General features: G+C 38.7%; 24 protein-coding genes. 18 read left to right on the top strand and 6 right to left on the bottom strand.

Annotated features, from left to right (window positions below; genetic code table 11):
• A partial coding sequence (locus D5R40_RS19320) for a tetratricopeptide repeat protein (protein WP_124155073.1) occupies positions 1 to 882 on the bottom strand: 882 nt, incomplete at its 3' end.
• A 36-nt stretch (positions 883 to 918) separates the two neighbouring features.
• Here D5R40_RS19320 and D5R40_RS35590 point away from each other — a divergent pair.
• Positions 919 to 1,089 (top strand): hypothetical protein, encoded by a 171-nt coding sequence (locus D5R40_RS35590; RefSeq protein ID WP_161565019.1) that lies wholly within the window; start codon positions 919 to 921, stop codon positions 1,087 to 1,089.
• Between the two features lie 614 nt (positions 1,090 to 1,703).
• Here D5R40_RS35590 and hemL read toward each other — a convergent pair.
• Positions 1,704 to 3,002, bottom strand: a complete 1,299-nt coding sequence (gene hemL / locus D5R40_RS19315) for a glutamate-1-semialdehyde 2,1-aminomutase (RefSeq protein ID WP_124147268.1) — start codon at positions 3,000 to 3,002, stop codon at positions 1,704 to 1,706.
• Positions 3,003 to 3,279: 277 nt separating this feature from the next.
• On the opposite strand from hemL, the gene hisIE reads away from it, so the two are divergent.
• The 5 genes from hisIE to D5R40_RS41265 all read left to right on the top strand — a co-directional run bounded on the left by hisIE (position 3,280) and on the right by D5R40_RS41265 (position 7,604).
• Positions 3,280 to 3,939, top strand: a complete 660-nt coding sequence (hisIE, locus tag D5R40_RS19310; RefSeq protein WP_124155072.1) for a bifunctional phosphoribosyl-AMP cyclohydrolase/phosphoribosyl-ATP diphosphatase HisIE — start codon at positions 3,280 to 3,282, stop codon at positions 3,937 to 3,939.
• Between the two features lie 142 nt (positions 3,940 to 4,081).
• Positions 4,082 to 4,525: a lipocalin-like domain-containing protein gene (locus tag D5R40_RS19305; protein ID WP_124147270.1), complete on the top strand. Its 444-nt coding sequence runs from the start codon at positions 4,082 to 4,084 to the stop codon at positions 4,523 to 4,525.
• Positions 4,526 to 4,759: 234 nt separating this feature from the next.
• Complete coding sequence (locus D5R40_RS19300) at positions 4,760 to 6,226, top strand: alpha-amylase family glycosyl hydrolase (RefSeq protein WP_124147271.1); 1,467 nt, start codon at positions 4,760 to 4,762, stop codon at positions 6,224 to 6,226.
• A gap of 188 nt (positions 6,227 to 6,414) precedes the next feature.
• Positions 6,415 to 7,461 (top strand): M23 family metallopeptidase, encoded by a 1,047-nt coding sequence (locus tag D5R40_RS19295; protein ID WP_124155071.1) that lies wholly within the window; start codon positions 6,415 to 6,417, stop codon positions 7,459 to 7,461.
• 8 nt (positions 7,462 to 7,469) lie between these two features.
• Positions 7,470 to 7,604 (top strand): hypothetical protein, encoded by a 135-nt coding sequence (locus tag D5R40_RS41265; RefSeq protein ID WP_275670454.1) that lies wholly within the window; start codon positions 7,470 to 7,472, stop codon positions 7,602 to 7,604.
• Between the two features lie 145 nt (positions 7,605 to 7,749).
• Here D5R40_RS41265 and D5R40_RS19290 read toward each other — a convergent pair whose 3' ends face one another.
• The gene (locus D5R40_RS19290) at positions 7,750 to 8,055 is read right to left on the bottom strand and encodes a winged helix-turn-helix transcriptional regulator (RefSeq protein WP_124155070.1); all 306 of its coding nucleotides are present in this window, start codon (positions 8,053 to 8,055) and stop codon (positions 7,750 to 7,752) included.
• 539 nt (positions 8,056 to 8,594) lie between these two features.
• Here D5R40_RS19290 and D5R40_RS19285 point away from each other — a divergent pair.
• The 5 genes from D5R40_RS19285 (at position 8,595) to D5R40_RS19265 (ending at position 12,453) form a co-directional block, all read left to right on the top strand.
• Positions 8,595 to 9,674, top strand: coding sequence for a hypothetical protein (locus D5R40_RS19285; RefSeq protein ID WP_124155069.1), 1,080 nt, complete (start codon positions 8,595 to 8,597; stop codon positions 9,672 to 9,674).
• 201 nt (positions 9,675 to 9,875) lie between these two features.
• A complete protein-coding gene (locus tag D5R40_RS19280; RefSeq protein WP_124155068.1) occupies positions 9,876 to 10,178 on the top strand; it encodes a hypothetical protein in 303 nt (100 codons plus the stop codon).
• Positions 10,175 to 11,347: an IPT/TIG domain-containing protein gene (locus D5R40_RS19275; protein ID WP_124155067.1), complete on the top strand. Its 1,173-nt coding sequence runs from the start codon at positions 10,175 to 10,177 to the stop codon at positions 11,345 to 11,347. Before D5R40_RS19280 ends, D5R40_RS19275 begins: the two co-directional genes overlap by 4 nt.
• Positions 11,348 to 11,750: 403 nt before the next feature.
• Positions 11,751 to 12,182, top strand: coding sequence for a hypothetical protein (locus D5R40_RS19270; protein WP_124155066.1), 432 nt, complete (start codon positions 11,751 to 11,753; stop codon positions 12,180 to 12,182).
• A gap of 85 nt (positions 12,183 to 12,267) precedes the next feature.
• Positions 12,268 to 12,453, top strand: a complete 186-nt coding sequence (locus tag D5R40_RS19265) for a hypothetical protein (protein ID WP_124143395.1) — start codon at positions 12,268 to 12,270, stop codon at positions 12,451 to 12,453.
• A 43-nt stretch (positions 12,454 to 12,496) separates the two neighbouring features.
• Here the strand turns inward: D5R40_RS19265 and D5R40_RS19260 are convergent, their stop codons facing one another.
• On the bottom strand, positions 12,497 to 13,567 hold the full coding sequence (locus D5R40_RS19260) for a dipeptide epimerase (RefSeq protein ID WP_124143394.1): 1,071 nt from the start codon (positions 13,565 to 13,567) through the stop codon (positions 12,497 to 12,499).
• Here D5R40_RS19260 and D5R40_RS35585 point away from each other — a divergent pair.
• The 3 genes from D5R40_RS35585 to D5R40_RS19250 all read left to right on the top strand — a co-directional run bounded on the left by D5R40_RS35585 (position 13,566) and on the right by D5R40_RS19250 (position 16,251).
• Entirely contained in the window at positions 13,566 to 13,721 is a 156-nt protein-coding gene (locus tag D5R40_RS35585) for a hypothetical protein (protein ID WP_161564342.1), read from the top strand. The genes D5R40_RS19260 and D5R40_RS35585 overlap by 2 nt on opposite strands.
• A gap of 280 nt (positions 13,722 to 14,001) precedes the next feature.
• Positions 14,002 to 15,306, top strand: coding sequence for a serine/threonine protein kinase (locus D5R40_RS19255; protein ID WP_124155065.1), 1,305 nt, complete (start codon positions 14,002 to 14,004; stop codon positions 15,304 to 15,306).
• Positions 15,307 to 15,402: 96 nt separating this feature from the next.
• Positions 15,403 to 16,251: an alpha/beta fold hydrolase gene (locus tag D5R40_RS19250; protein ID WP_124155064.1), complete on the top strand. Its 849-nt coding sequence runs from the start codon at positions 15,403 to 15,405 to the stop codon at positions 16,249 to 16,251.
• Positions 16,252 to 16,560: 309 nt separating this feature from the next.
• Here D5R40_RS19250 and D5R40_RS19245 read toward each other — a convergent pair whose 3' ends face one another.
• Both D5R40_RS19245 and D5R40_RS19240 read right to left on the bottom strand, forming a co-directional pair.
• Positions 16,561 to 17,010 (bottom strand): patatin-like phospholipase family protein, encoded by a 450-nt coding sequence (locus tag D5R40_RS19245; RefSeq protein WP_192901291.1) that lies wholly within the window; start codon positions 17,008 to 17,010, stop codon positions 16,561 to 16,563.
• Positions 17,007 to 17,714 (bottom strand): patatin-like phospholipase family protein, encoded by a 708-nt coding sequence (locus D5R40_RS19240; RefSeq protein WP_282433646.1) that lies wholly within the window; start codon positions 17,712 to 17,714, stop codon positions 17,007 to 17,009. Before D5R40_RS19240 ends, D5R40_RS19245 begins: the two co-directional genes overlap by 4 nt.
• A gap of 181 nt (positions 17,715 to 17,895) precedes the next feature.
• On the opposite strand from D5R40_RS19240, the gene D5R40_RS19235 reads away from it, so the two are divergent.
• The 4 genes from D5R40_RS19235 to D5R40_RS19220 form a co-directional block, all read left to right on the top strand.
• Complete coding sequence (locus D5R40_RS19235) at positions 17,896 to 18,690, top strand: SDR family NAD(P)-dependent oxidoreductase (protein ID WP_124143390.1); 795 nt, start codon at positions 17,896 to 17,898, stop codon at positions 18,688 to 18,690.
• A gap of 391 nt (positions 18,691 to 19,081) precedes the next feature.
• A complete protein-coding gene (psbQ, locus tag D5R40_RS19230; protein WP_124143389.1) occupies positions 19,082 to 19,528 on the top strand; it encodes a photosystem II protein PsbQ in 447 nt (148 codons plus the stop codon).
• Positions 19,529 to 20,346: 818 nt separating this feature from the next.
• Complete coding sequence (locus D5R40_RS19225) at positions 20,347 to 21,519, top strand: NAD(P)/FAD-dependent oxidoreductase (protein WP_124143388.1); 1,173 nt, start codon at positions 20,347 to 20,349, stop codon at positions 21,517 to 21,519.
• Positions 21,520 to 21,660: 141 nt separating this feature from the next.
• Positions 21,661 to 24,062, top strand: a 2,402-nt coding sequence (locus D5R40_RS19220; protein ID WP_124155062.1) for an NACHT domain-containing protein, incomplete at its 3' end; no start/stop codon positions are given.

Here is a 24,062-nt window from a genome sequence, read left to right as displayed (position 1 = left end):
AGCCAAATAATCATCAGACTTAATTTCTATTGCTTTATCATGGCTAGCGATCGCTTCTTCCCACCTTTCTAGTTGTACTAAAGCTTTCCCACGATTGTACCAAACTTGATGGTAATCTGGCTTTAGAGTCAGAGCGCTTTCCCAACTATCAACTGCTCCAAGTAAATCTCCTGCTTTAGCTTGCTCTAAACCCAACTTCGCCCATATTTCAGCATTACTCTCAGCAGACTGTGCTTGATTTTCCACTCCTACCCCAAGCTGACTAACCATTGCCTGAATAACTACTCTAGGGTCACTCGTTTGTACCCCTAACTGTTGGGCAACTGTTGCTAATAAATTAGGGTTTTCCTGAAGTTTAACTACTAATTCTGACATGGCATCATCATCTTTTTCTTCACTCACAAATGTTTGTAGAGGTGGAGAAACACCAACATCAAGTCCATCATATTCCCAGATCGCCCCACTATCATCCCTACTTAAAAGTTGAGTACCAATGTTGTGACCCATTGCTCCCAAAGATTGTAGAGAAGGTAGCGATCGCGTCAATTCAGCAAACCCTAACATTCTCTGAGCTAACTCATCATTAGGTTTAGGGGAGACTAATAACCTTTCTCCAAACCGTTGCAACCATTCCTGCCAAAGTTCAGGTTTGCCCCTTTCTCCTAATTCATCAAAAAATTTCTGCACGCGCTCAGACTGCCAACCCTGGGCAACACCCTCCAATAGTTGACCAAACAAAAAATCGTAATCTGTATCTGTCAGTGGGGGCAAAGACTCAGAAGTTGGTTGAGTGTTCTCAGATACATCTAGATGAGACTGAGAAAATAACCCCAAAAGTTTTGTCCATAAATTTTTTAGCCATTGCCAAATTCTATGAAGCATTTGTTATATCATGTCCGGTTGAATAGTTATAAATAAATGACGGAGGAGTCAGGAGTCAGGAGTCAGGAGTCAGGAGGGAAGAAAGAAGGAAAAAGTAAGAAAACAGAGGAGGAAAAGGAGAAAGTTTTTTTTGTCACTAATTATCCGGACATAATATTAAATATAAGAAGTAGTTTAAAAGACTGTAGAAAATCGTTACCTAAATAAGTATCATTCTGACAAGACTTTTCCAAGCCAATTGTAGATGTTTTACTAGCATAACTCTCTTCATTTTCTATGACTTTTATGCCAACTATTCGAGCCTTCATCTCCCAAAAAATAATCTATCAGTAATAGACATCTCCGATAATAAAAAATCAAATCAATTATCACACTATATATATCAATTCTTTCCCCCTACTGCCTACTCCCTCTTTTGGTGGAGATGTCTAATGGGTAATGATCAACTTATAAAGTCATCAATTACCCATTTGAAAACTTTTATGGCACTACGGATTTAGGTTAGGACACTACTAAACCCTATTTGCGTTTGCGTAGCATCCCGTAGGGAAGCATTGGCCTAGGAAAAACTAGCGTCATAGATTACTTTTTAATTTTGACTTTTTAATTTTGACTTTTGACTTCTAACTTGCGCGTAGCGCTATACTTTCCTCGCGGGAAGTCCCGCGCTGTAATATTCGATTCAGCGCCGTATGGGAGAGCCAGAACATCCTATACTGAGGGAGACAGGGGGAGAACATCACCTCTGTCTGTATAAACTGCAACTCCTTTGCGGGTTGAAGAACCCCGCGTTGTCGCTCAAGCGCAACGTCGGAAGTATGTCAAAGACTAGACATAACTTCTTTTGCTGCAGCTAAAGTTTTGTCAATATCTTCCTCTGTGTGAGCTAAAGAAGTAAAACCTGCTTCAAATTGAGAAGGTGCTAGATAAATTCCTCGCTCCAACATTCCACGATGGAACTTGCTAAACTTACTCAAATCAGACTTTTTGGCATTTTCATAATCGTGAACTGGGCCTTTATTGAAAAAGATACCAAACATTGCACTAATATGCCCACCACAAATAGGGTTACCAGTTTCTTTTCCAACCGCTAATAAGCCATCAGCAAGTCTTTTAGTAATTTTATCTAACTGTTCATAGGTACCTGGTTCCTTTAGTAACTTCAGAGTCTTAATACCAGCAGTCATAGCTAGAGGATTACCAGACAGAGTACCTGCTTGATACATTGGGCCTGCTGGGGCTACCATTGACATAATATCCTCGCGACCACCATAAGCTCCTACAGGCAAACCACCACCAATAATTTTGCCTAAAGTTGTTAGGTCTGGAGTAACCTGAAATTTTTCCTGAGCACCACCATAAGCAATACGAAAGCCAGTCATAACTTCGTCAAACACCAGTAAAGCATCATTGTCTTGAGTAATCATCCGTAACCCTTCCAAGAAACCTGCATCTGGGGTAATAAATCCAGAGTTACCAACTACTGGTTCGAGGATAACACCAGAAATTTGGTCAGGGTTGTCGGCAAAAAGTTGCTTAACTGCTTCTAAGTCGTTGTAGGGAGCAGTTAGGGTATTGCTAGTAACAGACTTAGGGACTCCAGGAGAGTCTGGCAGACCCAGAGTTGCCACACCAGAACCAGCTTTAACGAGGAACATATCAGCGTGGCCATGATAACAACCTTCAAATTTTATGACTTTGTCTCTACCTGTAAAAGCTCTCATTAAACGCAGTACGGCCATACAAGCTTCTGTACCAGAATTGACAAAGCGGACCATTTCGATGCTAGGTACAGCATCAATAACCATTTCAGCCAAGATATTTTCTAAAGCACAGGGTGCGCCAAAGCTGGTGCCTTTTTCCAGAACTTCTTTGAGGGAATTTAATACATCTGGGTGAGCATGACCACAGATAGCAGGTCCCCAAGTACCAACATAGTCAATATATTGATTGCCATCAACATCCCAGATATATGCTCCCTTGACTTGATCGAATACAATTGGTTGGCCACCAACAGACTTAAATGCTCTGACTGGGGAACTTACTCCCCCAGGCATGAGTTTTTGGGCTGCTGCAAAAATTTCTTCAGATTTAGTTGTGTTGAGTGTAGTAACTACCAAGTTAATCTCCTTCATTTGTGTTTGTTTCAATCCCTACGGGGGATTTTATGTTATCACCAAATTAAAATAAACCTTATGTATATTTAGGTAATTGTATCATTGCCCTAGGGGCATATTTATAGTTAATCTTGGAGAATTATGAAGCTTTTTTTGACAATTTATTGATGGTATGATATAGGCGATAAAAAAATAAATTAAAACTTAAAATTAAATATTCAGAAAATACTCAGAAGATATCCTAGACTTCGAGTATACAAATAGATTTTTTTGGCAAATTATGTCTACCTCCGAACCAGTAGCTTTAAGTCAATCGATTCCAGTGGAGCAGGTTCGTTACAATGAACAAGGACTTGTGCCTGCTATTATTCAAGATTATTTAGATGGTACAGTGTTAATGATGGCCTGGATGAATCAGGGAGCATTGCAAAAAACTCTAGAAACAGGGCAAACTTGGTTTTGGAGTCGTTCTCGTCAGCAGTTTTGGCATAAAGGGGCAACTTCTGGTCATTTTCAGAATATTCAGTGGATACGCTACGACTGTGACAGCGATACTTTGTTACTAGGAGTGGAACAGGTCGGAGATATTGCCTGCCATAGGGGAGAGAGGAGTTGTTTTCATCAGGTGGATGGAGAAGTTGTCAAGCCACCTGCGGATATTTTATCTCAGCTTTTTGATGTGATTTGCGATCGCCGCGACCATCCCCAGGAGGGTTCTTATACTTGTAAATTATTTGCCGGGGGAGATAATAAGATTCTCAAGAAAATTGGGGAAGAGTCAGCGGAGGTAGTCATGGCGTGTAAGGATGATGAGAAAGAGGCGATCGCTTCGGAGGTGGCAGATTTGTTTTACCATACTTTAGTTGCTCTTGCCCAACATAATGTTGAGTTGCGAGATGTATATCGGAAGTTGGATGAACGCAGACCAAAAAATAAATAAGTGGCGCTGCTGAATTAGACATTGATTTTCCAAGGCGAGACCTTATTCTTTTGTCAAAATTAGACAAGTTAGAAAGTTAAGCAGTCAACAATCTAATCCTCTACTATATATTAATTTCTGGAAAACAAAATCAGGAACTAAAATGGTACAAAACCGATTTGTTGGAACTTGGCGACTGGTATCTTTTGAACTCAAAGATGTAAATGGTAAAGTAAGCTACCCATACGGTAAAGATACAATCGGATATCTAATGTATACAGAAGATGGATATATGTCAACGGTAATTATGGCTGCAAGGCGTCCCAAGTTTTCCTCTGCAGATTTTTTGGGAGGAAGTACACAGGAGAAAGCTAACGCTATGGAAACATATATCTCCTATTGTGGTAGCTATGAAATTAAGGATAAAAAAGTAATTCATCATGTTAAAGCCTCTTTATTTCCTAATTGGGTTGGTACAAACCAAGAACGTTTCTTTGAATTTACAGAAAATTATTTATTATTAACTACACCTTCCTTTAAGGTGAGTGACAAACGGTTGACTGGAGATCTGATATGGGAACCTTGTATTAAAACAATACTAAATTGATCGGGACTTACGCTGAAACTCTACTTATGGGGAGGGCGTTAGCGGAGCTTGGCGTTAGCCAATTCGCCTCTACAGATGGTGGTTTAACAGTCAATTTGCGTAAGTCCTGTTGATATTAGATACAGCATCAATAACCTTCTAGACAAAGATGATGAAAAACAAGCGATCGCTTTGCCAGTAAGGGATTTGTTCTATGATGTTATGGATAGTTTGAAACTCTCAAATATGAAATATATGATTAATCCTTCCCTATATCAAATAAACACCCGTGTTTGGCTCAATAGATTGTCCCAAAAGTTTGGTCGTCGCGCCACCTTAGATGATATTCCCGATCCAGAATTAGACCAAATAGTACACTGGGGATTTGACTGGGTATACTTTTTAGGAGTTTGGCAAACAGGAATAATGGCGCGAGATATCTCTCGTGCAAATCCTGATGTGCGAAAGGAAGCTATAGAACTTTTTGATGATGAGTTCCAAGAAGATTATATTTGCGGGTCTTGTTTTGCGGTAACAGGTTATCACATCCATGAAAATCTTGGTGACAATGCAGCTATGTTACGACTGCGCGATCGCCTCCATCAAAGGGGGCTAAAACTCATGCTTGATTTTGTTCCCAACCATACCGCCCCCGACCATCCTTGGGTACAAACAAATCCTGACTTTTATGTTCACGGAACTCAGGCCGATCTTGAACGAGAACCCCAGAACTATATACGAATAGAATTGCCAACAGGTAGCCAAATATTTGCTCATGGAAGAGACCCCTATTTTCCAGGTTGGTCTGATACTTTGCAACTGAACTACGGCAACCCCAAATTACAGGAGGGGATGTTAGCAGAATTATTCAATATTGCTCATTTGTGCGATGGTGTTCGTTGCGATATGGCAATGCTAATATTGCCAGATATTTTTGAGCAGACTTGGGGTATTCCAGTGCAACCGTTTTGGCCTAATGCAATTTCCCAAATTAAACAGCAACATCCAGATTTGATCTTTATGGCAGAAGTATATTGGGATTTGGAGTGGGAATTGCAACAGCGAGGATTTAATTACACTTATGACAAACGCTTATACGATCGCCTCCATCAACAGCAGGCAGTTCCAGTCAGAGAAAATCTTTATGCTGGTCTTGATTTTCAAAGTAAGTTAGCACGGTTTATGGAAAATCACGATGAACCCAGGGCAAATGCAGATTTTCCACTAAGAGTTCATGAAGCTGCTGCCATTTTGGCTTATTTTACCCCTGGTTTACATTTTTTCCATCAAGGTCAGTTACAAGGTTGGTCTAAAAAAATTTCGATGCACTTATGTTATGCTCCTGAAGAAGCTACTGTTCCACACATAGAGAGATTTTACCATCAATTATTAGATTCTTTAGCTCTGGATATTTTCCATGAGGGAAATTGGCAATTACTTGAATGTGTTACTGCATGGAAAGGAAATTCTACATGGAATAATTTTATTGCTTTCAGTTGGGAAGGAAAAGATGAGCGACTGTTGTTGATAATTGTTAACTATGCTTCTGATCGAGGGCAATGTTATGTTCAGTTGCCATTTGAGAGTCTCAGGGGTGAAACATATCGACTACAAGATTTAATGAGTGATATTAGTTACGACCGTTTGGGAGATAATTTGGTTTCACGAGGCTTATATTTGGATTTACCTGCATGGGGTTATCATGTTTTTGATGTTAATTAGGAGAGAGGCAATAGGCAACAGGCAACAGGCAACAGGCAATAGGGAGAAATAATTGATAATTTATCAGGAAAGGCAGAGGGCAGCAGACAGAAGGCAGAAGGGAATTATTAATTCTTTCCTCCTACTCCCTCTGTTCTAAAGTTGTCTATTGTTAGACTGATGATAAGTTTTAGAGGATAAAAAAACTTATGAAACTGAAAAAATATTTTTACACCTTCCTCACAATATTAGTCATAATATTAGCCAGCTATAATGCTAATGCCAATACAGTACTATTTGAAAATTCTATTATTGACAAATCTATTGCTCAAATACCAAACTCCAAGTTTGACTTGCCCATAAAATGTAACTTAGACAAAGACTGCTTTATTCTATTGTACAGCGATCGCGACCCCAGTCCAAATGCAGTAGATTTTGGCTGCGGTCGGCAAACTTACGACGGTCATAAAGGAACAGACTTTGCTATACCGGATGAAAAAACAATGGCCAGAGGTGTACCTGTAGAAGCAGTAGCTCCAGGTAAAGTATTAAGAGTGCGAGATGGAATACCTGACAAACGGGTAAAAAATCAGGCAGATAAAGAAGCAGTTGATGGTATTGAATGCGGTAATGGAGTCGTAATAGATCATGGTAATGGTTGGGAAACTCAGTCTTGCCATCTGCGCAATAGTAGTGTTACCGTTAAACCAGGAAAAGTTGTGGAAGCAGGTACTCAATTAGGAATGGTAGGAGAATCTGGTTTAGCTTCTTTTCCTCATGTACATTTGAGTATTAGATATCAGGGAAAAATTGTAGACCCATTTGTGGGAGTTAATGCTGAGAGTGGTTGCAATACTCCTCGTAACCCAATTTGGCAAAAACCGTTGAGTTATAAACCAACTGGTATTATTCGGACTGGGTTTGCTGGGGAGGCGCCTACTATGGATGATTTATGGAAAGGCAAATTTTATGACACAGTTTTACCTGGAGATATTGGAGCATTAATATTTTGGGTACAAATATACGGTGTTTTGCCTGGAGATATAGAGCATTATCAATTATTTGCTCCTAATGGCGAGCAGGTTATAGACAATAAAAAAGAAATTAAATCTGCCAGTAAAACATGGATAGGATATGCAGGAAAACGTAATAATTCTCAGCGTCCACTTGCTCTGGGTAAATGGAAGAGTCAGTATAATTTGATTCGAGGCAATAAAGTATTAATAGATGTTAGAAAAGAGGTGCAACTAAATTAGATGGGGAGATGGGGAAATATTTGGCAATGGCTGAAGATAGAACGTTTTTTGGAGTTGCTGAATATATGTATGATTTCACAGGAGTCAGGAGTCAGGAGTTAGGAGTTAGTAGCATTGAGAAAGAAAGGGTTGGAATAGCATGAATTTTTAAATTCGTATTCAATAGAAAGTCTGTATTAATAACGAAGTAATTTTGCGATTACTGTATAACCAGATTTTATATAATTAACACAAATTCACCTAAAAATTTGGTTAATAATAGGAATAATGACAACGTCCTACTAATTGTTAAAATCCCATCTCTTCAAGTAAACGACTTTCTAGCTCTTTCCAGCGCTTAGAAATAGTACTTTGGGTTAATCCAATTTCTTGAGCAAGTTGTCTTTGAGTTTTGCCCTGAACTCTTCCGAACCAAAGCTCCTGGTACTTTCGTTTTGGATAACATTGGTCAAGATTTTGGACAATCTGAGCTGCTTTGATGGCTAAATCTTCTATTTCCAAATTTTCCCATAGATTTAATTGGCTAGATAGTGTTTCTAGTAAAGGGACATCTGTCTCAGATACATAAACGATGCCAATCAGCGCCAGTGGCATATTGCGTGGATTGCTTCAGGTAAGTAGAGAGCCAACCTTGAGCAATACTGTTACTGAGATATTACAATAGTACATCAGTAAACTGTTAGGTTGAAAAACCCCACTGCTCTTAAGAGATAGCATAGAAATTTCGACTATTTTTGTGAAAAGCGATCGCTAATTTACCCAAAGCGATCGCTTTTTTCTTATACCCATATCAAATAATTGTCAACTTTTCTGTCCCTATTTAACATAAGCCAATTCAAGAAAAATATTTTTGACAAATTTTGGAATATTTTCTGCGGGAAAACCGTTAATAGTAACAAGAGGGTTGAAGCATGAAACACTTAAATGTCTCAACCCACTCTTGAGAAAATTAGTTAAATGGACAGTTGGTTCTTACTTGCCAGAACAGTATTGTTCCAGATTTCTAACCAGTTCTCTCACATTAATGTATCAAAAAGGGAGTTATACCAATTTCATAAAATATTGCTATAACTTTCTGTGGTGCACTAAGAGAATATACATCCCGCAAATAAACATTAACAGCAAATAATTTCATGACTGAAGCAAATCAAATTAACGACAATTTGTCACAGCCACAATCTGAAAGCAAATCTAATGATTTGGCCATCAATGAAGGCATTAATCGTACTGTAGATGCAATCGTTGATTTGGCGATGAATAAAGTGAGCGATGAACAAGAGCGCCAATTGGTTCAAAGTGATATTGCAGGTATTCTGCGGGATTCACTGTATGAATTAGTTGATTCCAAGGCTGAACGACCGAAACCACAGCCCGCTTTTACTGAACAGAGTACTTTTACAACACAGCCCGATTTTACTACACAGGATACAAGTAACATCGGTAATACTGCTCAAGCTGGTATTGATGTAGCGAAAGAGGTGCAAAACTTAGGTTTTGTGGAGTTTACTGCTGGGTTAATTAATGGTACTTTTGATGCCATTATTGGCTCCACTATTAAGCAGATGCAGGCTTATGCTGATTTGGTTGCGAACTTGGCTAAAACCCTGAAGCAATTTGAAGCAGAAAACGTTTCTCAAGCCCAAGTTACTGCACATTTGATTGAGCGTTATCCAGATCCTAATGACAATTCTCAAACGGTTGTGCGTTCCGACTATACATTTACTAATCAACAGTTAAAAGAGGTAGCGGAAGCTTTAGAATTAGAGACTAGTAACCTTGATACGCCTCTGTCGCTAACTATTGCACAAAACGCAACGCAGTTTAATGCCAATCAAGTTAAGGACATTCGTAAGAAACTCTCCGAGTCCTTAGCTCAAAGTATGCTTGATCATCTCCGAGAAATGGCTCGTGAAGGGATGGCGAGGATTGTAATCTCCGATGGGGAAATTCTCTCTAAACTCACCTTTAAAGTCAGTTCTAGCGAAGCAGATCGAAAAGCCGAATCTCGCTATGTACGGGAGCAAGGAGGCGCTTATATCCGAGGACGTGCTGGCTGGGGCTGGGGACGTGTATCGGTTGGAGGCAGCTATAGTAAGCTTGATGTTAAAGCGGTCAATGAAAGTTCTTTTGATTCTTTGACCATGAGCACAGAAATCATCGGTCAGGTGAAGCTTCGCTTCCGCACTGAGACTTTCGCACCAGTGGAGAGTTAACTCATCACTCCCAATGATAACAGTGGGGCAGTTCGGTCAAGCTACCCCACTCAGCGCGTTGGCGTAGCCTGTGCGTAGCACGTATCGCCAATCAAACCATGCAATAAGACAATTCCGGTAGGTTGGATTGAGTAGCTACGTCCAATCTACCACTTTCTTCACTCGGAAACGATTGATTTTAAACTTAGGCAAGATCTCTGTATGAGCGATTCTACTCTAGGGGATTTAATCACCCTAATTACCCAGGAAATGTATGGCACTTTAGAGGAAGTAAACACCCAAGAAAATGCCCCAATGAAGTTACAGGTGAGTGATGTACATTTTGATATTCCTGCTCACTTATACTTGCGAAATCAAAAACAATCCTCAAGCCAAACTCAACCAGACAATAACTTACGAATGATGGTGAGTTTACCTTCAACTCTAGAAAACCCCAACGTCGGTAAACTGGGTCGTATTCGCATGACGATCACCTTAGAACAAAATTCAGACAAAGACTCATGACAAATCAACAGGATAATATCGAATGGCAGCTAGCAGATATCGTAGATGCGATCGCTGCCGAAATAGATCGTGCCGAAGATACCCTTTCCCTTAAATCTTACGCCCGTGGTAAGTCTATTGGTATCAAACAGCTTCAACTCGATTTAGAAGTCAATGTACGCCATACTTCAGAAGGAGAAATTAAGTTTCGTACCGTCGAGCCTGGTAAAAATAGTGCCACTGTCCTGAAGTTAGATTTCGCCCAGATATTGGAAAATCAGCTACAAAGTGTGCGTAAGGATTTAACTCAACCCATCAGTACTCAACCTTTAACAACTTTACTCAATATTACAGCCTCGGAGATTAAACGATTAAATCGCATTGCGATCTATTCTGTTGACGACCTAGAGCGTTACACTCAAACAGCAGCCATGTTAGCAGAAGTTAGTAAGAAAACAGATATTGAGGAAATTAAACTTCGTCAGTGGCGAAAGTTACCTTTCCTCAGTCAAGTTCAACCTGCTAAAGGAGAGCCTGGAGGCGAAGTCGTTATTGAGGGAAGTAATTTAGGGGAACAACAGCCCAATGATGTCGTCTTATTCCAAGGAAAACCAGCGGAAATTCTCAGTTGGACAAATTCGCAATTGAGGGTCAGAACGCCTGATGTTGTCGGCTCTGGGCCGTTATTTGCGATTATCGAGGGTCAAACGACCAACCTGCTGAATTGGGAAAGTGTTGAACCACCAAAACCAACAGTTGATCTAGCGGTGCGTGATATTCGTGTTTTATTTACTAAAGGTAAAGAAGTTTATCCAGCAGCAGATTCAATTAATCTTGGTAAAAAAGTATCTCTTACAGCAGATTTAATTAATCTTGGTAACGTAGCTTCTGAACCTTTTGCAGTACAGTGGTTAATATCTGCTCCTCACATCAAGACTAGACCTATAGTCATGGAACATGGTTCTTTAGAACCTAACCAAACAGCTAGTGAGAACAGCATCCGTTATGACACCCGATTAACTCCTGGTGAATATAATATCAGTTTCACTGTAGATCCCAATAATAAATATCCAGATATCAATCGAGAAAATAACACTTTTACGAAAAAAATTGTTGTGAAAGATAAGCAACCTATATATAATAAGGAACCCTCTGACAGAGACGAACAGCCAGTAGAAGGGTTTGAGTAGCAAGTGTGCAGAAGTGCGATTCGTCGGTTAGAAACCCAGCCGAACTTCGGTTGTGGGGCAATAGCTGCAAGGAGAAAAGTGACCTTGACAACTAATACTTTCTGACTTTTGACGACGTAGCGCTCCTAGAACTTCCTCAAAGCCCCAGCTTGTCGCCTTGAACGCTGTTTTTCAGCAAGCCCTAGCTAAAAGTTATACCAATTTGAAAAAAGAATGTTACAAATAACAAAAGCGATCGCATAATATTAGAAATCTATGTCTGGATTACTAAAAATTAATATTACAGAGTCAGAAGAAGTGCTAAAAAAGTTGTTGTGAGACCAAAAAACGGCCAAACACAGAGATTGAAGCCCACTTTCTGAATGTTGCTGTTTGGTTAGCCTCGCCTCAATTGCAGAAATGTATGTTTGCTGCCATGTGCTGGGGATTGCGTTGGCATTGGTCTTTGCGGGAGGTATTGCGTGCAAAGCCAATGGTCCTGGGAACAACTGCTCGAGATGTTTTCGGGCGCTATGCTTCTCAATGTATTTTACAGGACTTTATTTGGAGTCGGTTCAAATTACTACCTCAGCTTAGATTTCAAAAGGCAGCAGAAGAGTTGGAATTTTTACCACAAGTAGGTCCTGTTGAGGATCTGTTCTTGGGAGAGTACCTGTTTGAGATTGGATCTAAATTTCAAAAAGATTTGACTCAAGATCCGCAACCACCTCAACTGAATGATTTGGTTGAGTTGATTTCTCCAGCTTTGGAGAGAAGCACTTCCAAGTTGTTTGAGACTCAAATCAAAGGAACTGAACTATTTCAAGAATTGATTCAGTTAGAAGATGAGTTCTAACTGTACAAAGTAAACTACGGAGTAACAAGCATTTCAAACTAATTAATTTCAATTTAGTTGCATCTCTAAAAAATTGACTTACTAATTGAAACTTTTGTGGATAGCGATCGCCTACTTAAAATTAGCGATCGCTTTTCTGACATCGAAACAAAATAATTGTCAACCTTTGGAGCAATTTTTGTCCGCCCCAGAATCGCATTTCTCAGACCAGGAATATTTCCTCTCTGGCAACTATTATTTAGGTTCGCGGACCATGATGTCAGCCAGATAGCTCTTCTGTTAATTCCTTTAGTTAGTCTTGGCAGCTATAATAATTAGCCTTCTGATTCAATCATTCCATCATTCAGAAAAACTCCCAACCCAGGTAAATCATTCGGCAACAACCGCCCTTTTTCCATCACCGCACCAATAAACGGATCGTCAATCAAATTGAGATGACTATCCAAGTCCAAATAATCAGCGAGGGGAGCAAGTTGTACTGCTGCTGTATTTGCCAAACAACTATCAGAATAACAACCAAACATTACCTTCAACCCACAAACTTTAGCTACATAAACCATCCGCATTGCCTCAGTTAACCCCCCAGACTTCATCAACTTAATATTAATGCCATCAACCATTTCTGCCAAAACGGGAATATCCTTAGCAGTAAAACAACTTTCATCTACAAAAATAGGTAAGGGTGAGCGACTGTAAAGATGAGGTAGATCGGCGATCGCTGAAATAGCAGCTAATGGTTGTTCCACATAAATAACCCCAACTGTAGCCAACCAGTCACACATTTTCACTGCATCCTCCAGACTCCAACCCCCATTAGCATCTACATATAACAAAGCATCTGCGGGTGCTTCTTCTTTGACCGCCATCAACATTGCCTGGTCTGCTTCAATACCTTCCGGACTACCTAATTTTACTTTCAACACCCGCGCATCAATAAATTCTAGCCAGTTCCGCACCCTCTGTTTGGCAGCTTCGGGGGTGCTGATACCAATAGTAACTGAGATGGGAACAATGTGATTTCGTTCTAACCCCCAAAGTCGCCATAAAGGCAACCCGACTTTTTTGCCTACCCAGTCATGCAAGGCCATATCAATAGCTGCTCTAGCGGCTGATGGTATTTCCAACTCTATCAAGACTTGTTCTATTTGTTGTCGGTCAAGTGGAGTAAACTTTTTTAGAGTAGGGGTAAGTTGCTCTAAAGTTTGCTGTAAATTTTTTGTAGTTTGCGGTTTTTCCCCTAAAGAAAAAGGTGAAGCTTCCCCCCAACCTTCGATACCTTCTTGTTGTATTTTTACCAAAATGTTGTTACTTTCGGCGGTAGTTCCTCGACTAATAGTTAAAGGAAATCTTTTATGGACAGTAAATGTTTGAATCTGAATTTGCATGATTAATAAATTTATTGAAGAAGGAGTCAGGAGTCAGGAGTCAGGAGTCAGGAGGGAAAATTGCTTATGGATAGTCAACGAAGGGCCGCTCCGCGTCTACGTCCCCCAAACAATTTTGATCGCCCCCATTGACGGTGGGGTATTAAACCCATAAGGGAAATGATAATTCTCTGCCACCTTATACCAATTTGATAAATTTTTGCTACAAATAGCTAGGATATTTTTTAGGACTCAGGAGTCAGCAGTCAGAATGAATAGCTTCAATACCAGTTTTGAACTAGAAAATTCTCTTTTTAGATTAACGTGAATTAGTCTGAGGTAAAATAGAATAAAGACTTTTCTATAAAATAGTGAATATGACCGAAAATTTCTGGTATCAAGTCTCCCTATTCCATGAGTTACTGATAACTGATAACTATTAACTGATAACTGAAATGACCTTACACCAACCTAATGATATTATTGCTCAACGATATCGCATTGTCACTGCTTTAGGACAGGGAGGAATGGGAATTACTTATGAAGCAGAAGACCTGACAAATTATCGGCGAGTAGCACTTAAAGCTGTTTCTTTTCAACAAGCAAAAGACTGGAAAATATTAGAACTTTTTGAGAGGGAAGCTAAAGTTATTGCCAATTTGCATCATCCTCAAATTCCTAAATATTTGAATTATTTTTATATTGATACAGAACAAGATAGATGTTTTTATTTAGTTCGTGAATTAGTATGGGGAAATTCCTTAGCAACTTGGGTGATAAAAGGTTGGCATCCGACAGAAATACAAGTTAAAAATATTGGGATTCAAATTTTGAACATTCTCAGTTATTTACATCAGTTAAATCCGCCAATAATTCACCGGGATATTAAACCAGAAAATATTATTTTACAACCTGATGGTCAAGTATTTTTAGTAGATTTTGGGGCAGTTAAAGATATTTATCGTCAGACAATGTCTTTCAGTGGAACTTTTGTCGGAACTATTGGATATATGCCACCAGAACAGTTACAAGGAAAAGCTTATTATGCTTCAGATTTATATAGTTTAGGTGGAACTTTATTGTATTTATTAACCCATCGTTCTCCAGATGAACTACCTCAAAAAAGAATGAAAATAGATTTTCGTTCTTGTGTGAAAATTTCACCAGAATTTACAGATTGGTTAGAAGTAATATTAGAACCGATGTGGGAAGATAGATTTCAGTCGGCAACAGCAGCTTTGAATGTACTTAGTAAGAAATCAGAAATTGTTTATGATGATTATTATACAGTTAAATATCCCAATAAAAGACCTCTAAAAAGTCGAATCACCCTGGAAAAGAAATCGACAAGTTTAATTATTAAAATTCCAGCTCAAAGTATAATTGTAAATCTATTGGTAATATGCTTATTTATTCATATTGTTAATATAGGCATTTCTTTGATTTCAAAAGAATTTCCTTTCAACCCTATAATTTTAATATGTTTTTTCATAACTTGTTTTCAATTGTCTATGTTTAGCAGTAAAATTCATCTTCAAATTTATCCAAATGAGTATTGGATTAAACAGAAAAATAGGATGTTTAGTCGTAGAAGTAGAGGTAAAACATCAGATATTATTGAAGGCAGAAAAATACTTCCTTTTGGCTATGGTGTGAGTAAAAGAGAACAAGAATGGTTAGTCACTGAAATTAGGGATTTTATACGGCAATTAAAATCACAAGAAAGCAGAGAAAAACTAGATAAAAAAATCTTGGATTAAGAAATAGTAAACAGAAAATTTCTATTCCCTGCTCCCTGTTGTCTATCAAATGATATAATCACCATATTCATTTATTAGTCAACAGATAAAAAAGTCGTGTCAATTGAGAAAAAAAATATAACAGTCGATTCTCTAGAATGGTTTTACCGGGAAGCTAAACCCGATGAGGAAACAGATAAACTGCCAATTTTACTATTACATGGATTTCCTGCTCAAAGTCATAGTTGGACTGCTATGATGCCCGAATTAGCTGAAGCAGGTTATCGAGCGATCGCTCCAGACTGGATAGGTTGTGGTTTATCCCCTAAGTTAGATAAGCGAGATTTTTCTTACAAACCAGAAGCTTTTATTCAGGCTTTAGCAGAATTAATTGACGCTCTAGAAATTGAACGATTTTATCTAGTTATTCAAGGATTTTTAGGCTCTGTCGGTTTACAATATGCTTTGCAAAATCGAGAAAAGATTGAGCGTTTAACTATTTTAAATACACCACTTTCTTCTACAGCAAAATTACCTTGGCAAATGAAACAATTAGGCATACCTTTTGTTGGTGATATGCTAGTTCAAGACCCTCTATTTGTCGATAGAACTTTAGAAAAAGGTAGTTGTTTAACAGTTGCTGATGAAGATTTAGACGTCTATCGTAGTCCTTATCTAAAAAGTTCTGCTGCTGGTAGATCCGTATCAGCAATTGTGCAAAATTTAGACTTAAAAAAGTCAATGGCAGAAATTGAATCTGGTTTTAAAGGATGGCAACAACCGACATTAATTGTTTGGGGAACAAAAGACCCTTGGTTAGATATTAGTCAAGCTGAAAATTTAGTTAATATTTGTGAAAATGGAAAGTTAGTTAAATTAGCAGAAGCTGCACATTATCCTCAAGAACATTGGTCTGGAGATATTACAGATGAACTACTGTTATTTTTGAGGAGGAAAGAAGTTTAGCTTTCCGGTGTCGAATTATTCATCGCGTAGGAGTTGGTTATATCAAATCCGCTGTCTCCGGAGTAATGTACAGGATAAATGGTGAAAATCATGTAGTGCGGGCATCTTGCCCGCGTGGATGTACCTAATAAAAACGGGAAGCGCTGTAATTGTGTTGATCGTCATATAATCGGTGAGGGCGAATGCCATTCGCCCCTACATATGGCTTTTCAAGGTGAATTTGTGTAGTTCCTGATTCTTATGTTTACTTCTCCCCCACTCCCCCACTCCCTTACTCCCCTACTCCCCCACTCCTCTTAGTGACAACAGTTACCAGTTAGCTAAGAATTTTTCTAACCTCTCTTTTTCCTGATCGAGATAACGATCTGTTTCCTTCAAAAGTGCTTGTAAATTTGTCTCCCTCGCATCATCCATTGCCAGTAATGGGTCTTTGAGGGGTAACTGTAGACGAATATACCGTGATTTATCGTCATTTTTACCCACACCTATAATTTGTTCGGCAACATATCTATGCACATCAGGTGGTGCATCCATGAATACATCTGCAATTCGCAAACCCCATTGTACAAGTCCCCATCCTCGTACTTTTTCCCAGGGAATAGGAGATGCAGGATCTCCAGTACCAATAGATATTACTTTAATTTGATCGATTACGCTTCCCAAAGATTGATTTGGAGACTCCCGTAATATTCTAATAGCCTCTGCTACAGCACAGGAAACAGGATTATTAGCGCAAACCCCTCCATCAATTAATATCATGTCCGGTAGCATCGGTCTTGTATAGCAAAGGTAAGGAAGAAGGAAGAAGGAAGAAGGAAGAAGAAAGAGGAAAGAAGGCTACCCTCGCAAGAAAAAACCATCATTTCCTGTAGATATTCACCCTTGGGTTTACACAAACGATATAAACGGACATGATATAAAGAGTAAACCTGCCCATTCTTTTCGATTCGATGAGCAGGAAAATAAGTAGGAGCTGAAGCAGAAGAGACACAAATCTCCCAAACTGGAACTTGAGCATACCATCGCTCGTGGAACCAACTCTTAAAAATAATTGGGTTGCGATCTTGAGTATCGTAACTAGGAACTAAAACTTTGAGCGGAGGTTTACCTTGATCGGATTTGGGCGTCAGGTCAGCAAATGTGGCTTCTCCAAATTGCTCTTTAAGTACAGAAATTAAGCCTTCATCTGAAAATTTGGGGGTAGAAAGACCGTATTTAAAAATTAATGGCAACCGCTGGGGTGAAAAGAGCTTTTGATAGGGAAATATTTGCAAACCTTTTTCTAAATATAGATCTAATAATTCTTTAGGGCTTTTCCCTAGTGCAATTCCTACAGCCAATATAGACCCTGTTGAAGTACCAGCAATTAGATCGAAGTGGTCTTTTAAACGGCCACCTAATTGTTCCTCAATTTTCTCAAGAATACGGGCTGGCATTACACCTCTAATACCGCCACCATCCAAGTATAGAATACGAAAAGTTATAATATAATCTCCGGTATTTATTTTATTAATCTACCAAAACTGCTGGAATTTTCACTATTTAGTAAATATTTAATAAAATTTATATTCCTTTATACTATGATTAATTATGTAATGTAATTTTAGAACTTTACTTTACATAACTAATCTCAGATCGAATAAAATGAAAACTGCATTAATTACAGGTGCTTCTTCTGGAATTGGTGAAATTTTTGCCAAAGAATTAGCAAGTAGAAAAACTAACTTAGTATTGGTAGCTCGTTCAGAAGATAAACTACAAAAATTAGCAAATGAATTACAAAGTCAATATCAAATTCAGGCTGATGTAATAGTCCAAGATTTAACAGCACCAGCAGCAACAAATTCTGTATTTGAGACAGTTTTTCAGAAAGGATTAACTATAGATTTATTAGTAAATAATGCTGGTTTCGGTGACTATGGAAATTTTACCGAGAGACCTCTAGAAAAGCAGGTTAATATGATTCAATTAAATATTACTGCTTTAGTAGAATTAACACATTTATTTTTACCTGGAATGCAACAAAATAAGTCCGGGGCAATTATTAATGTTTCCTCAATAGGTGGTTTTCAACCTTTACCTTATATGTCAGTTTATGGTGCAACAAAGGCATTTGTTTTAAGTTTTAGTGAGGCATTGTGGGCAGAAAATCAAGATTCAGGGGTGAAGATATTAGCACTTTGCCCTGGACCAACAGAATCAGAATTTTTCCAAAAAGCGGAATTTCCTAAATCTGTAGGCGGATCTTCCATGTCAAAATTGACCCCTACAGAAGAAGTAGTCAAAGATGCTCTTCAAGCTTTAGAAAAAAATCAGTCTAATGCTGTGACAGGAGGCTTTTTAAATCAGGTAATTGTTAATCTTTCTCGTTTTTTCCCACGAGAGACTTTAGTCGGTGTAGTAGAAAAAGTGTTTGGAAGTATTAAGCAAAACAATTGAACGAAGGCAGAAGGCAGAAGGCAGAGGGCACAATCTTTCCTCTACCTTTGTTTATAAGTAGGGCTTACCGATCTAATCTCAAAGGATTGGCAAGTAAAGGTTTGAGCCTTCTTGAATTCCCAAGTTGTGCGCTGGGAGTAGTCTAAAACCCTCGAAAAGTTAGCATAAAAGGCAAACCTTCGGACAGAAAAATTGAGGGACAATTCTTACTCCTACCTCCTCGCTCATTCCCCGTTCTTCCTGTCTCCTGTCTCCTGTCTACTGTCTCCTACCCTTACCCATAAGACTTTTGAGCACAAACCCTAAGTATATATACTCCCCTTGCCAAAATAGTCATTTCCATTTTTAATCTAAGATGGAATATTCAATTTAGTAGATAAATTCAAAGAGGATGATGTTAAATAAACGCTCGATAGTAGCATGGATGATGGCGCTGTTAGTAGCGTTTTTGGCAAGCTGTGGTTCCCCTGCTCCACCGCCAACCTACTCAGATGCTCAATTACAAAAAATTGAACAGTACACAGCGGGAATTGTCGCTTTGCGCGATCGCATGGATGAACTGAAAACCCTAATTCAAAAGGAAGATTGGGTCAATGTAGATACATTTATTCATGGGCCTTTAGGAGACTTGCGGAGCAAGACTAACTATTTGACCCAAAGTTTGTTATTGCCAAAGGATAAAGCACCTGTGTTGGATGCAGCAAAGGAAGTATTTCAGGATTTAGAAGAAATTGATGTTGCAGCAGCAGCAAATGACAAACTGCAAGCGACTAATGAGTATACAAAAGCAATAGCAGATTTTGACACTTTCTTCAGTTTGATACCTAAAAGTAATTAGGGTTTACTGAATAAAGTCTTTTTGCTGGGGTAGGAGACAGGAGACAGGAGACAGGAGACAGGAGAAATGGGAATGAGCGAGGAAGTTAGGAGTAAGAATTGTCCCTGAATTTTTCTGCCCAACTATGCGCCTAAAATACGCTCCTTTTTGAGCGTTTTAGACGTGATAAGGTACTTTTTAAAGGCCAAAAAAAGGCTAAAATCTTTATATGTCAATGCTTTTAGATTTAATCAGCAAGCCCTAATTAAATAAGCAATCAGGAGTCAGCATTTAGCAGTCAGCAATAAATATTTAGAAGGAGATTTCAACCTCTCCTAAACCTTCCGGTTTATAGAAACCGGGGATTTAAACCAGAGATCCTAAAAGCTGAAGCGCTGTTTGCGGAGCATTCCGGTACGGAAATGCTAAAAGCTAATAGCTAGTTAAAACCCTACACCCAACCAGAAGTGTAGCGATGTTAACGAAGTCAGGAGTCAGAAGTTAACCCACCCCTAACCCCTCCCAGGAGGGGAAGTAGGGCATTTGAGCTTCGCTCCAAAAATATTTCGCCTTAAAAGGCGGGGTGGCGCGACCCAATTATTTTGATAAATTTCAATATTACTTGATGGGGTGTGCACTGCACGCCCTATCTTAATTTCTACTTTACCCATTCACTTCTTCCTTCTTTCTTTTTCAAGAAAAAATTATAAATTTTTGGCGTTGGTGATTTTAGGTATGATATCATGTCAAGATAAGATCGCAATCAAAAAACTTTCTTCTTCTTTCTTCCCTCCTGACTCCTGACTCCTAAGTAAATACACTAATTCAGCAACGCTAACATGACTCATATAGTAATTATTGGATGTGGAATTATTGGGGCATCGATCGCCTATCAACTAAGTAAAATTGAAGGGTTAAAAATTACGGTCTTGGACAAACAAGCACCTGCCCAAGCTTCCACTGGCGCTGCTTTGGGGGTGTTGATGGGGGTAATTAGCCAAAAAGTTAAAGGCAGACCTTGGAAAATGAGGCGCATGAGCGTCCAGAGCTATCATAATTTAATTCCTGAGTTGGAAGCAAAAATAAATCGCCCTATTTCTCATAACCGTGATGGTATTTTGTTGTTGTGTTTGCCTGGGGATGACTTAGATAGGTGGAAAAAATTGGTAGATATTCGGCAAGCAGATGGTTTACCATTGGAAATGTGGGATATTGCTCAATTGCGCGATCGCTCTCCTCAGATCGAGACATCTGAAGTTACAGCAGCTATTTATTCTCCTCAAGATTTCCAAATTAACCCGGTGGATCTGACTTTAGCTTTGGTAGAAGCTGCTCAACAAAATGGGGTGAATTTTCATTTTGGAGTAACAGTTGCGGAATATAATACTATAGCGCTACCAAATAACGAATATCGTTGTCAGCAAATACGGACAAAAAGTCTAGACCCAGCTAAAAAAGCTCCTGTTTTGGCGGATGTAAATTGGTTAGTTGTGGCGGCGGGGTTGGGGTCTTTGCCATGTTTGCAAGGAATAAAAGATGGTAAGTTAAGGTCTCTACAACTGAAGCGTAAATCAAATCTTGACCGTAAATTTACTATTGTGCCTGTATTAGGTCAAGCTCTATATTTGCAAGGGCGATCGCCTCTAGGAAATCTAGATTTTCAGCCAGTGATAATTGGGGATGATGTGAATATTGTACCAGTGGGGGAAAATGAATATTGGGTGGGAGCAACGGTAGAATTTCCTGATGATGCGGGTGAGGTGGTAGCGGACTCTAGTAGGTTGGATACGGTGATGGAAAGAGCTATTAGTTTTTGCCCGAGTTTGGCAGATGCAACGGTGTTAAGAAAATGGTCTGGTTTGCGGCCTCGTCCAGAGGGTCAACCAGCTCCTGCTGTTGGTTATTTGGAAGGGTTTAAAAATGTGTTGTTGGCAACGGGTCACTATCGGAATGGGGTGTTATTAGCTCCTGCGACTGCGGAAGCAGTGGAGAAAATGATTGTGAAAAAGTAAGGAAGAAGGAAGAAGAAGTAGGGTGTGTTAGCGTCAGCGTAACGCACCCTACTGGACTACTACCCCTCATTTATACTGCTATAAACTCTTCCTAATTTTTTTATAATAAAAAAGAACTAACACATAACAGATGAAATAATTATGATTGAATGGTTAATTGCTTGGGGGAGTAGTGAAGCGGTTAAATTTATTGCTCAGGAAGTTATTGGAGAATTAGGTAAGGGTGCCGCTGAAGACTATGTTAAAGATTTTTTTAAACAAGGTATTTCTGATGCTATTGGTGGGATAAAAAATGGAAAAGTTTTACAAAAAGCTACGGCACAAGCTATTAAATATTTTTTAGATTTGATACAGCAAGAGTTAGAAAATGCGGAATTGAATGAAGGTCAGTTAAAGCAATACGACCGACCTTTAAAACAATTTATTAAAAATCAGTCGATTTTAGAAGTTTTGGTTAGGTTTGATCATGATCTAAAAATTTTAGATACTAATAAACTAGCTATTACCTGGAACGAAATTAATCCACCTTTACCAGATGATTTTGACTGGGAATTAATTGCCAAGCAATATCAGAGAAGGGTGAAAAAAATTATTCGCGAGTCTGATGAATTACGGAAAATCTTAAATTCAGAAAATCTGGATAAATTGGCAAATAAAAACACGGAAATTAAACCAGAATTTGACCTCGAAAAATATCAGGAGGGAATCCGAGAACAATATGGAAATCTGAAATTAGAAAGTTTAGATACCAGTGGTTATGCCTATAATCAATTGAAATTATGGCGAATGTTTATTCCTCAAAATGTCCGGGAATCTCAGGAATTTCTGCCTCAAGTACATGAAATTCCTCAAGAATATCGGCAGCGATTAAGGGAGACTGGGCAGTTTGAGGAAGAACTTTCTCAAGAAAGATTAGAAAGTCTTAGACGCAGATATTTTGAACAGCAGACTCGCTCGGTTTTAGAGTTAGTTGAAAATAGCAATTATCAATATTTAGTTATTCTGGGGAACCCTGGTTCTGGCAAGTCTACTTTATTACAATATATGGCTCTTCAATGGGCAGAATTATCTCGGAAAGATTTACCTTTACAGCCAATTCCTCTATTAATTGAACTACGGACTTATGTGAAGAATCATGATGCTAATAAATGCCAAAATTTTCTGGATTTTCTAGAAAAAGGTAGCGGAATAATTTGTCAACTACCTCAACAGGAACTCCATGCCAAATTACAAAATGGCGATGCTATTGTGATGTTTGATGGACTGGATGAAGTTTTCGATCCAGCAAAACGAGAGGAAATAATTACTGATATTCATCGGTTTACAAATGTCTATAAAAATGTGCGGGTTATTGTTACTTCGCGGGTGATTGGTTATCAGCCACAAAAACTCCGGGATGCTGAATTTAATCATTTTATGTTGCAAGATTTGTCAGCGGAACAAATTGAGGATTTTATGCAACGTTGGCATAATTTGACTTATATCGATGAGGGGGAAAGAGAGAGAAAAAGGGAAAGGTTAAAACGGGCAATTAAGGATTCTCCAGCTATTAAAGAATTGTCGGGAAATCCTCTGTTATTAACAATGATGGCTATTCTAAATCGGAATCAAGAATTGCCGAGAGATAGAGCCGAACTTTATAATCAAGCTTCGCGGGTTTTATTACATCAATGGGATATGGAAAGAGCATTAGTTGATGCGAAAATTGACCCGATTACTATTGACTATAAAGATAAACAGGCAATTTTGCGTCAGGTTGCTTTTTTTATGCAGGGAAATATTGCTGGTTTGGCTGGTAATTTGATTTTGGGAGATGATTTAGAAAAGATTATTTGGGAGTATCTAAAAAGTGTAGATATTAATGATGCCAGAACTGTGGCTAGAGCTTTGATGGAACAGTTACGGAGTCGGAATTTTATTTTGTGTTTTGTTGGAGCTGAATATTATGCTTTTGTGCATCGAACTTTTTTGGAATATTTTTGTGCTAGGGAGTTTGTTTGGCAGTTTGAAAAAGAACAGAAAATTGATAAAGATGAATTGATTGAGGATGTTTTTGGTAAGCATTGGCGGGATGAAACATGGCATGAGGTTTTGCGGTTAATTGCAGGGATGATAGATGCTAAGTTTGTGGGGGAAGTTATTAGTTATTTGATGGAGCAAGAGGGGGAAGAGGAAAAGTTTCTGAATTTATTTTTGGCTGGTAAGTGTTTGTTTGAAGTTAGGAGTCGTCATGGTATTGGTGATGTGGGGTTTCGGTTATTAAATAGGTTAAAAGATTTGACTGGGTATGACCTTGGTTATTATTATGGATCTTATAGCGATGAAGCAAAGCTAGTTCGTGAAATTCGTACTCAAGCGGTGGAAGTGGTGGCTACAACTTGGAGGGATGAGCAAAAAACTTATACTTGGCTCAAACAAAGGGTAAACTCTGATAGTGACTCGTATGTAAGAGGTGAAGCGGTGCGACAAATAGCTACTGGTTGGAAAGATGAGGAGGGAATTTTAGAATTACTCAAACAATGGGTAGTATCTGATGAACATCC

It is taken from the genome of Okeania hirsuta (assembly GCF_003838195.1).
Classification (GTDB): Bacteria; Cyanobacteriota; Cyanobacteriia; order Cyanobacteriales; family Microcoleaceae; genus Okeania; species Okeania hirsuta.
The sequence above is the reverse complement of the archived record's forward strand: the minus strand, read 5'-3'. Positions and strand labels throughout refer to the sequence as shown.

What these genes read in the sequence shown, in the direction of transcription:
- D5R40_RS19290 (WP_124155070.1), bottom strand. Translation starts at nt 8,055, where the DNA reads ATGCCACTGGCGCTGATTGGCATCGTTTATGTATCTGAGACAGATGTC.
- D5R40_RS19235 (WP_124143390.1), top strand. Translation starts at nt 17,896, where the DNA reads ATGAAAACTGCATTAATTACAGGTGCTTCTTCTGGAATTGGTGAAATT.
- D5R40_RS19255 (WP_124155065.1), top strand. Translation starts at nt 14,002, where the DNA reads ATGACCTTACACCAACCTAATGATATTATTGCTCAACGATATCGCATT.
- D5R40_RS35590 (WP_161565019.1), top strand. Translation starts at nt 919, where the DNA reads ATGACGGAGGAGTCAGGAGTCAGGAGTCAGGAGTCAGGAGGGAAGAAA.
- D5R40_RS19300 (WP_124147271.1), top strand. Translation starts at nt 4,760, where the DNA reads ATGATTAATCCTTCCCTATATCAAATAAACACCCGTGTTTGGCTCAAT.
- psbQ (WP_124143389.1), top strand. Translation starts at nt 19,082, where the DNA reads ATGATGTTAAATAAACGCTCGATAGTAGCATGGATGATGGCGCTGTTA.
- hisIE (WP_124155072.1), top strand. Translation starts at nt 3,280, where the DNA reads ATGTCTACCTCCGAACCAGTAGCTTTAAGTCAATCGATTCCAGTGGAG.
- D5R40_RS19280 (WP_124155068.1), top strand. Translation starts at nt 9,876, where the DNA reads ATGAGCGATTCTACTCTAGGGGATTTAATCACCCTAATTACCCAGGAA.
- D5R40_RS19225 (WP_124143388.1), top strand. Translation starts at nt 20,347, where the DNA reads ATGACTCATATAGTAATTATTGGATGTGGAATTATTGGGGCATCGATC.
- D5R40_RS19295 (WP_124155071.1), top strand. Translation starts at nt 6,415, where the DNA reads ATGAAACTGAAAAAATATTTTTACACCTTCCTCACAATATTAGTCATA.
- D5R40_RS19245 (WP_192901291.1), bottom strand. Translation starts at nt 17,010, where the DNA reads ATGATATTAATTGATGGAGGGGTTTGCGCTAATAATCCTGTTTCCTGT.
- D5R40_RS19275 (WP_124155067.1), top strand. Translation starts at nt 10,175, where the DNA reads ATGACAAATCAACAGGATAATATCGAATGGCAGCTAGCAGATATCGTA.
- D5R40_RS41265 (WP_275670454.1), top strand. Translation starts at nt 7,470, where the DNA reads ATGGGGAAATATTTGGCAATGGCTGAAGATAGAACGTTTTTTGGAGTT.
- D5R40_RS19285 (WP_124155069.1), top strand. Translation starts at nt 8,595, where the DNA reads ATGACTGAAGCAAATCAAATTAACGACAATTTGTCACAGCCACAATCT.
- D5R40_RS19270 (WP_124155066.1), top strand. Translation starts at nt 11,751, where the DNA reads ATGTTTGCTGCCATGTGCTGGGGATTGCGTTGGCATTGGTCTTTGCGG.
- D5R40_RS35585 (WP_161564342.1), top strand. Translation starts at nt 13,566, where the DNA reads ATGATTAATAAATTTATTGAAGAAGGAGTCAGGAGTCAGGAGTCAGGA.
- D5R40_RS19260 (WP_124143394.1), bottom strand. Translation starts at nt 13,567, where the DNA reads ATGCAAATTCAGATTCAAACATTTACTGTCCATAAAAGATTTCCTTTA.
- D5R40_RS19305 (WP_124147270.1), top strand. Translation starts at nt 4,082, where the DNA reads ATGGTACAAAACCGATTTGTTGGAACTTGGCGACTGGTATCTTTTGAA.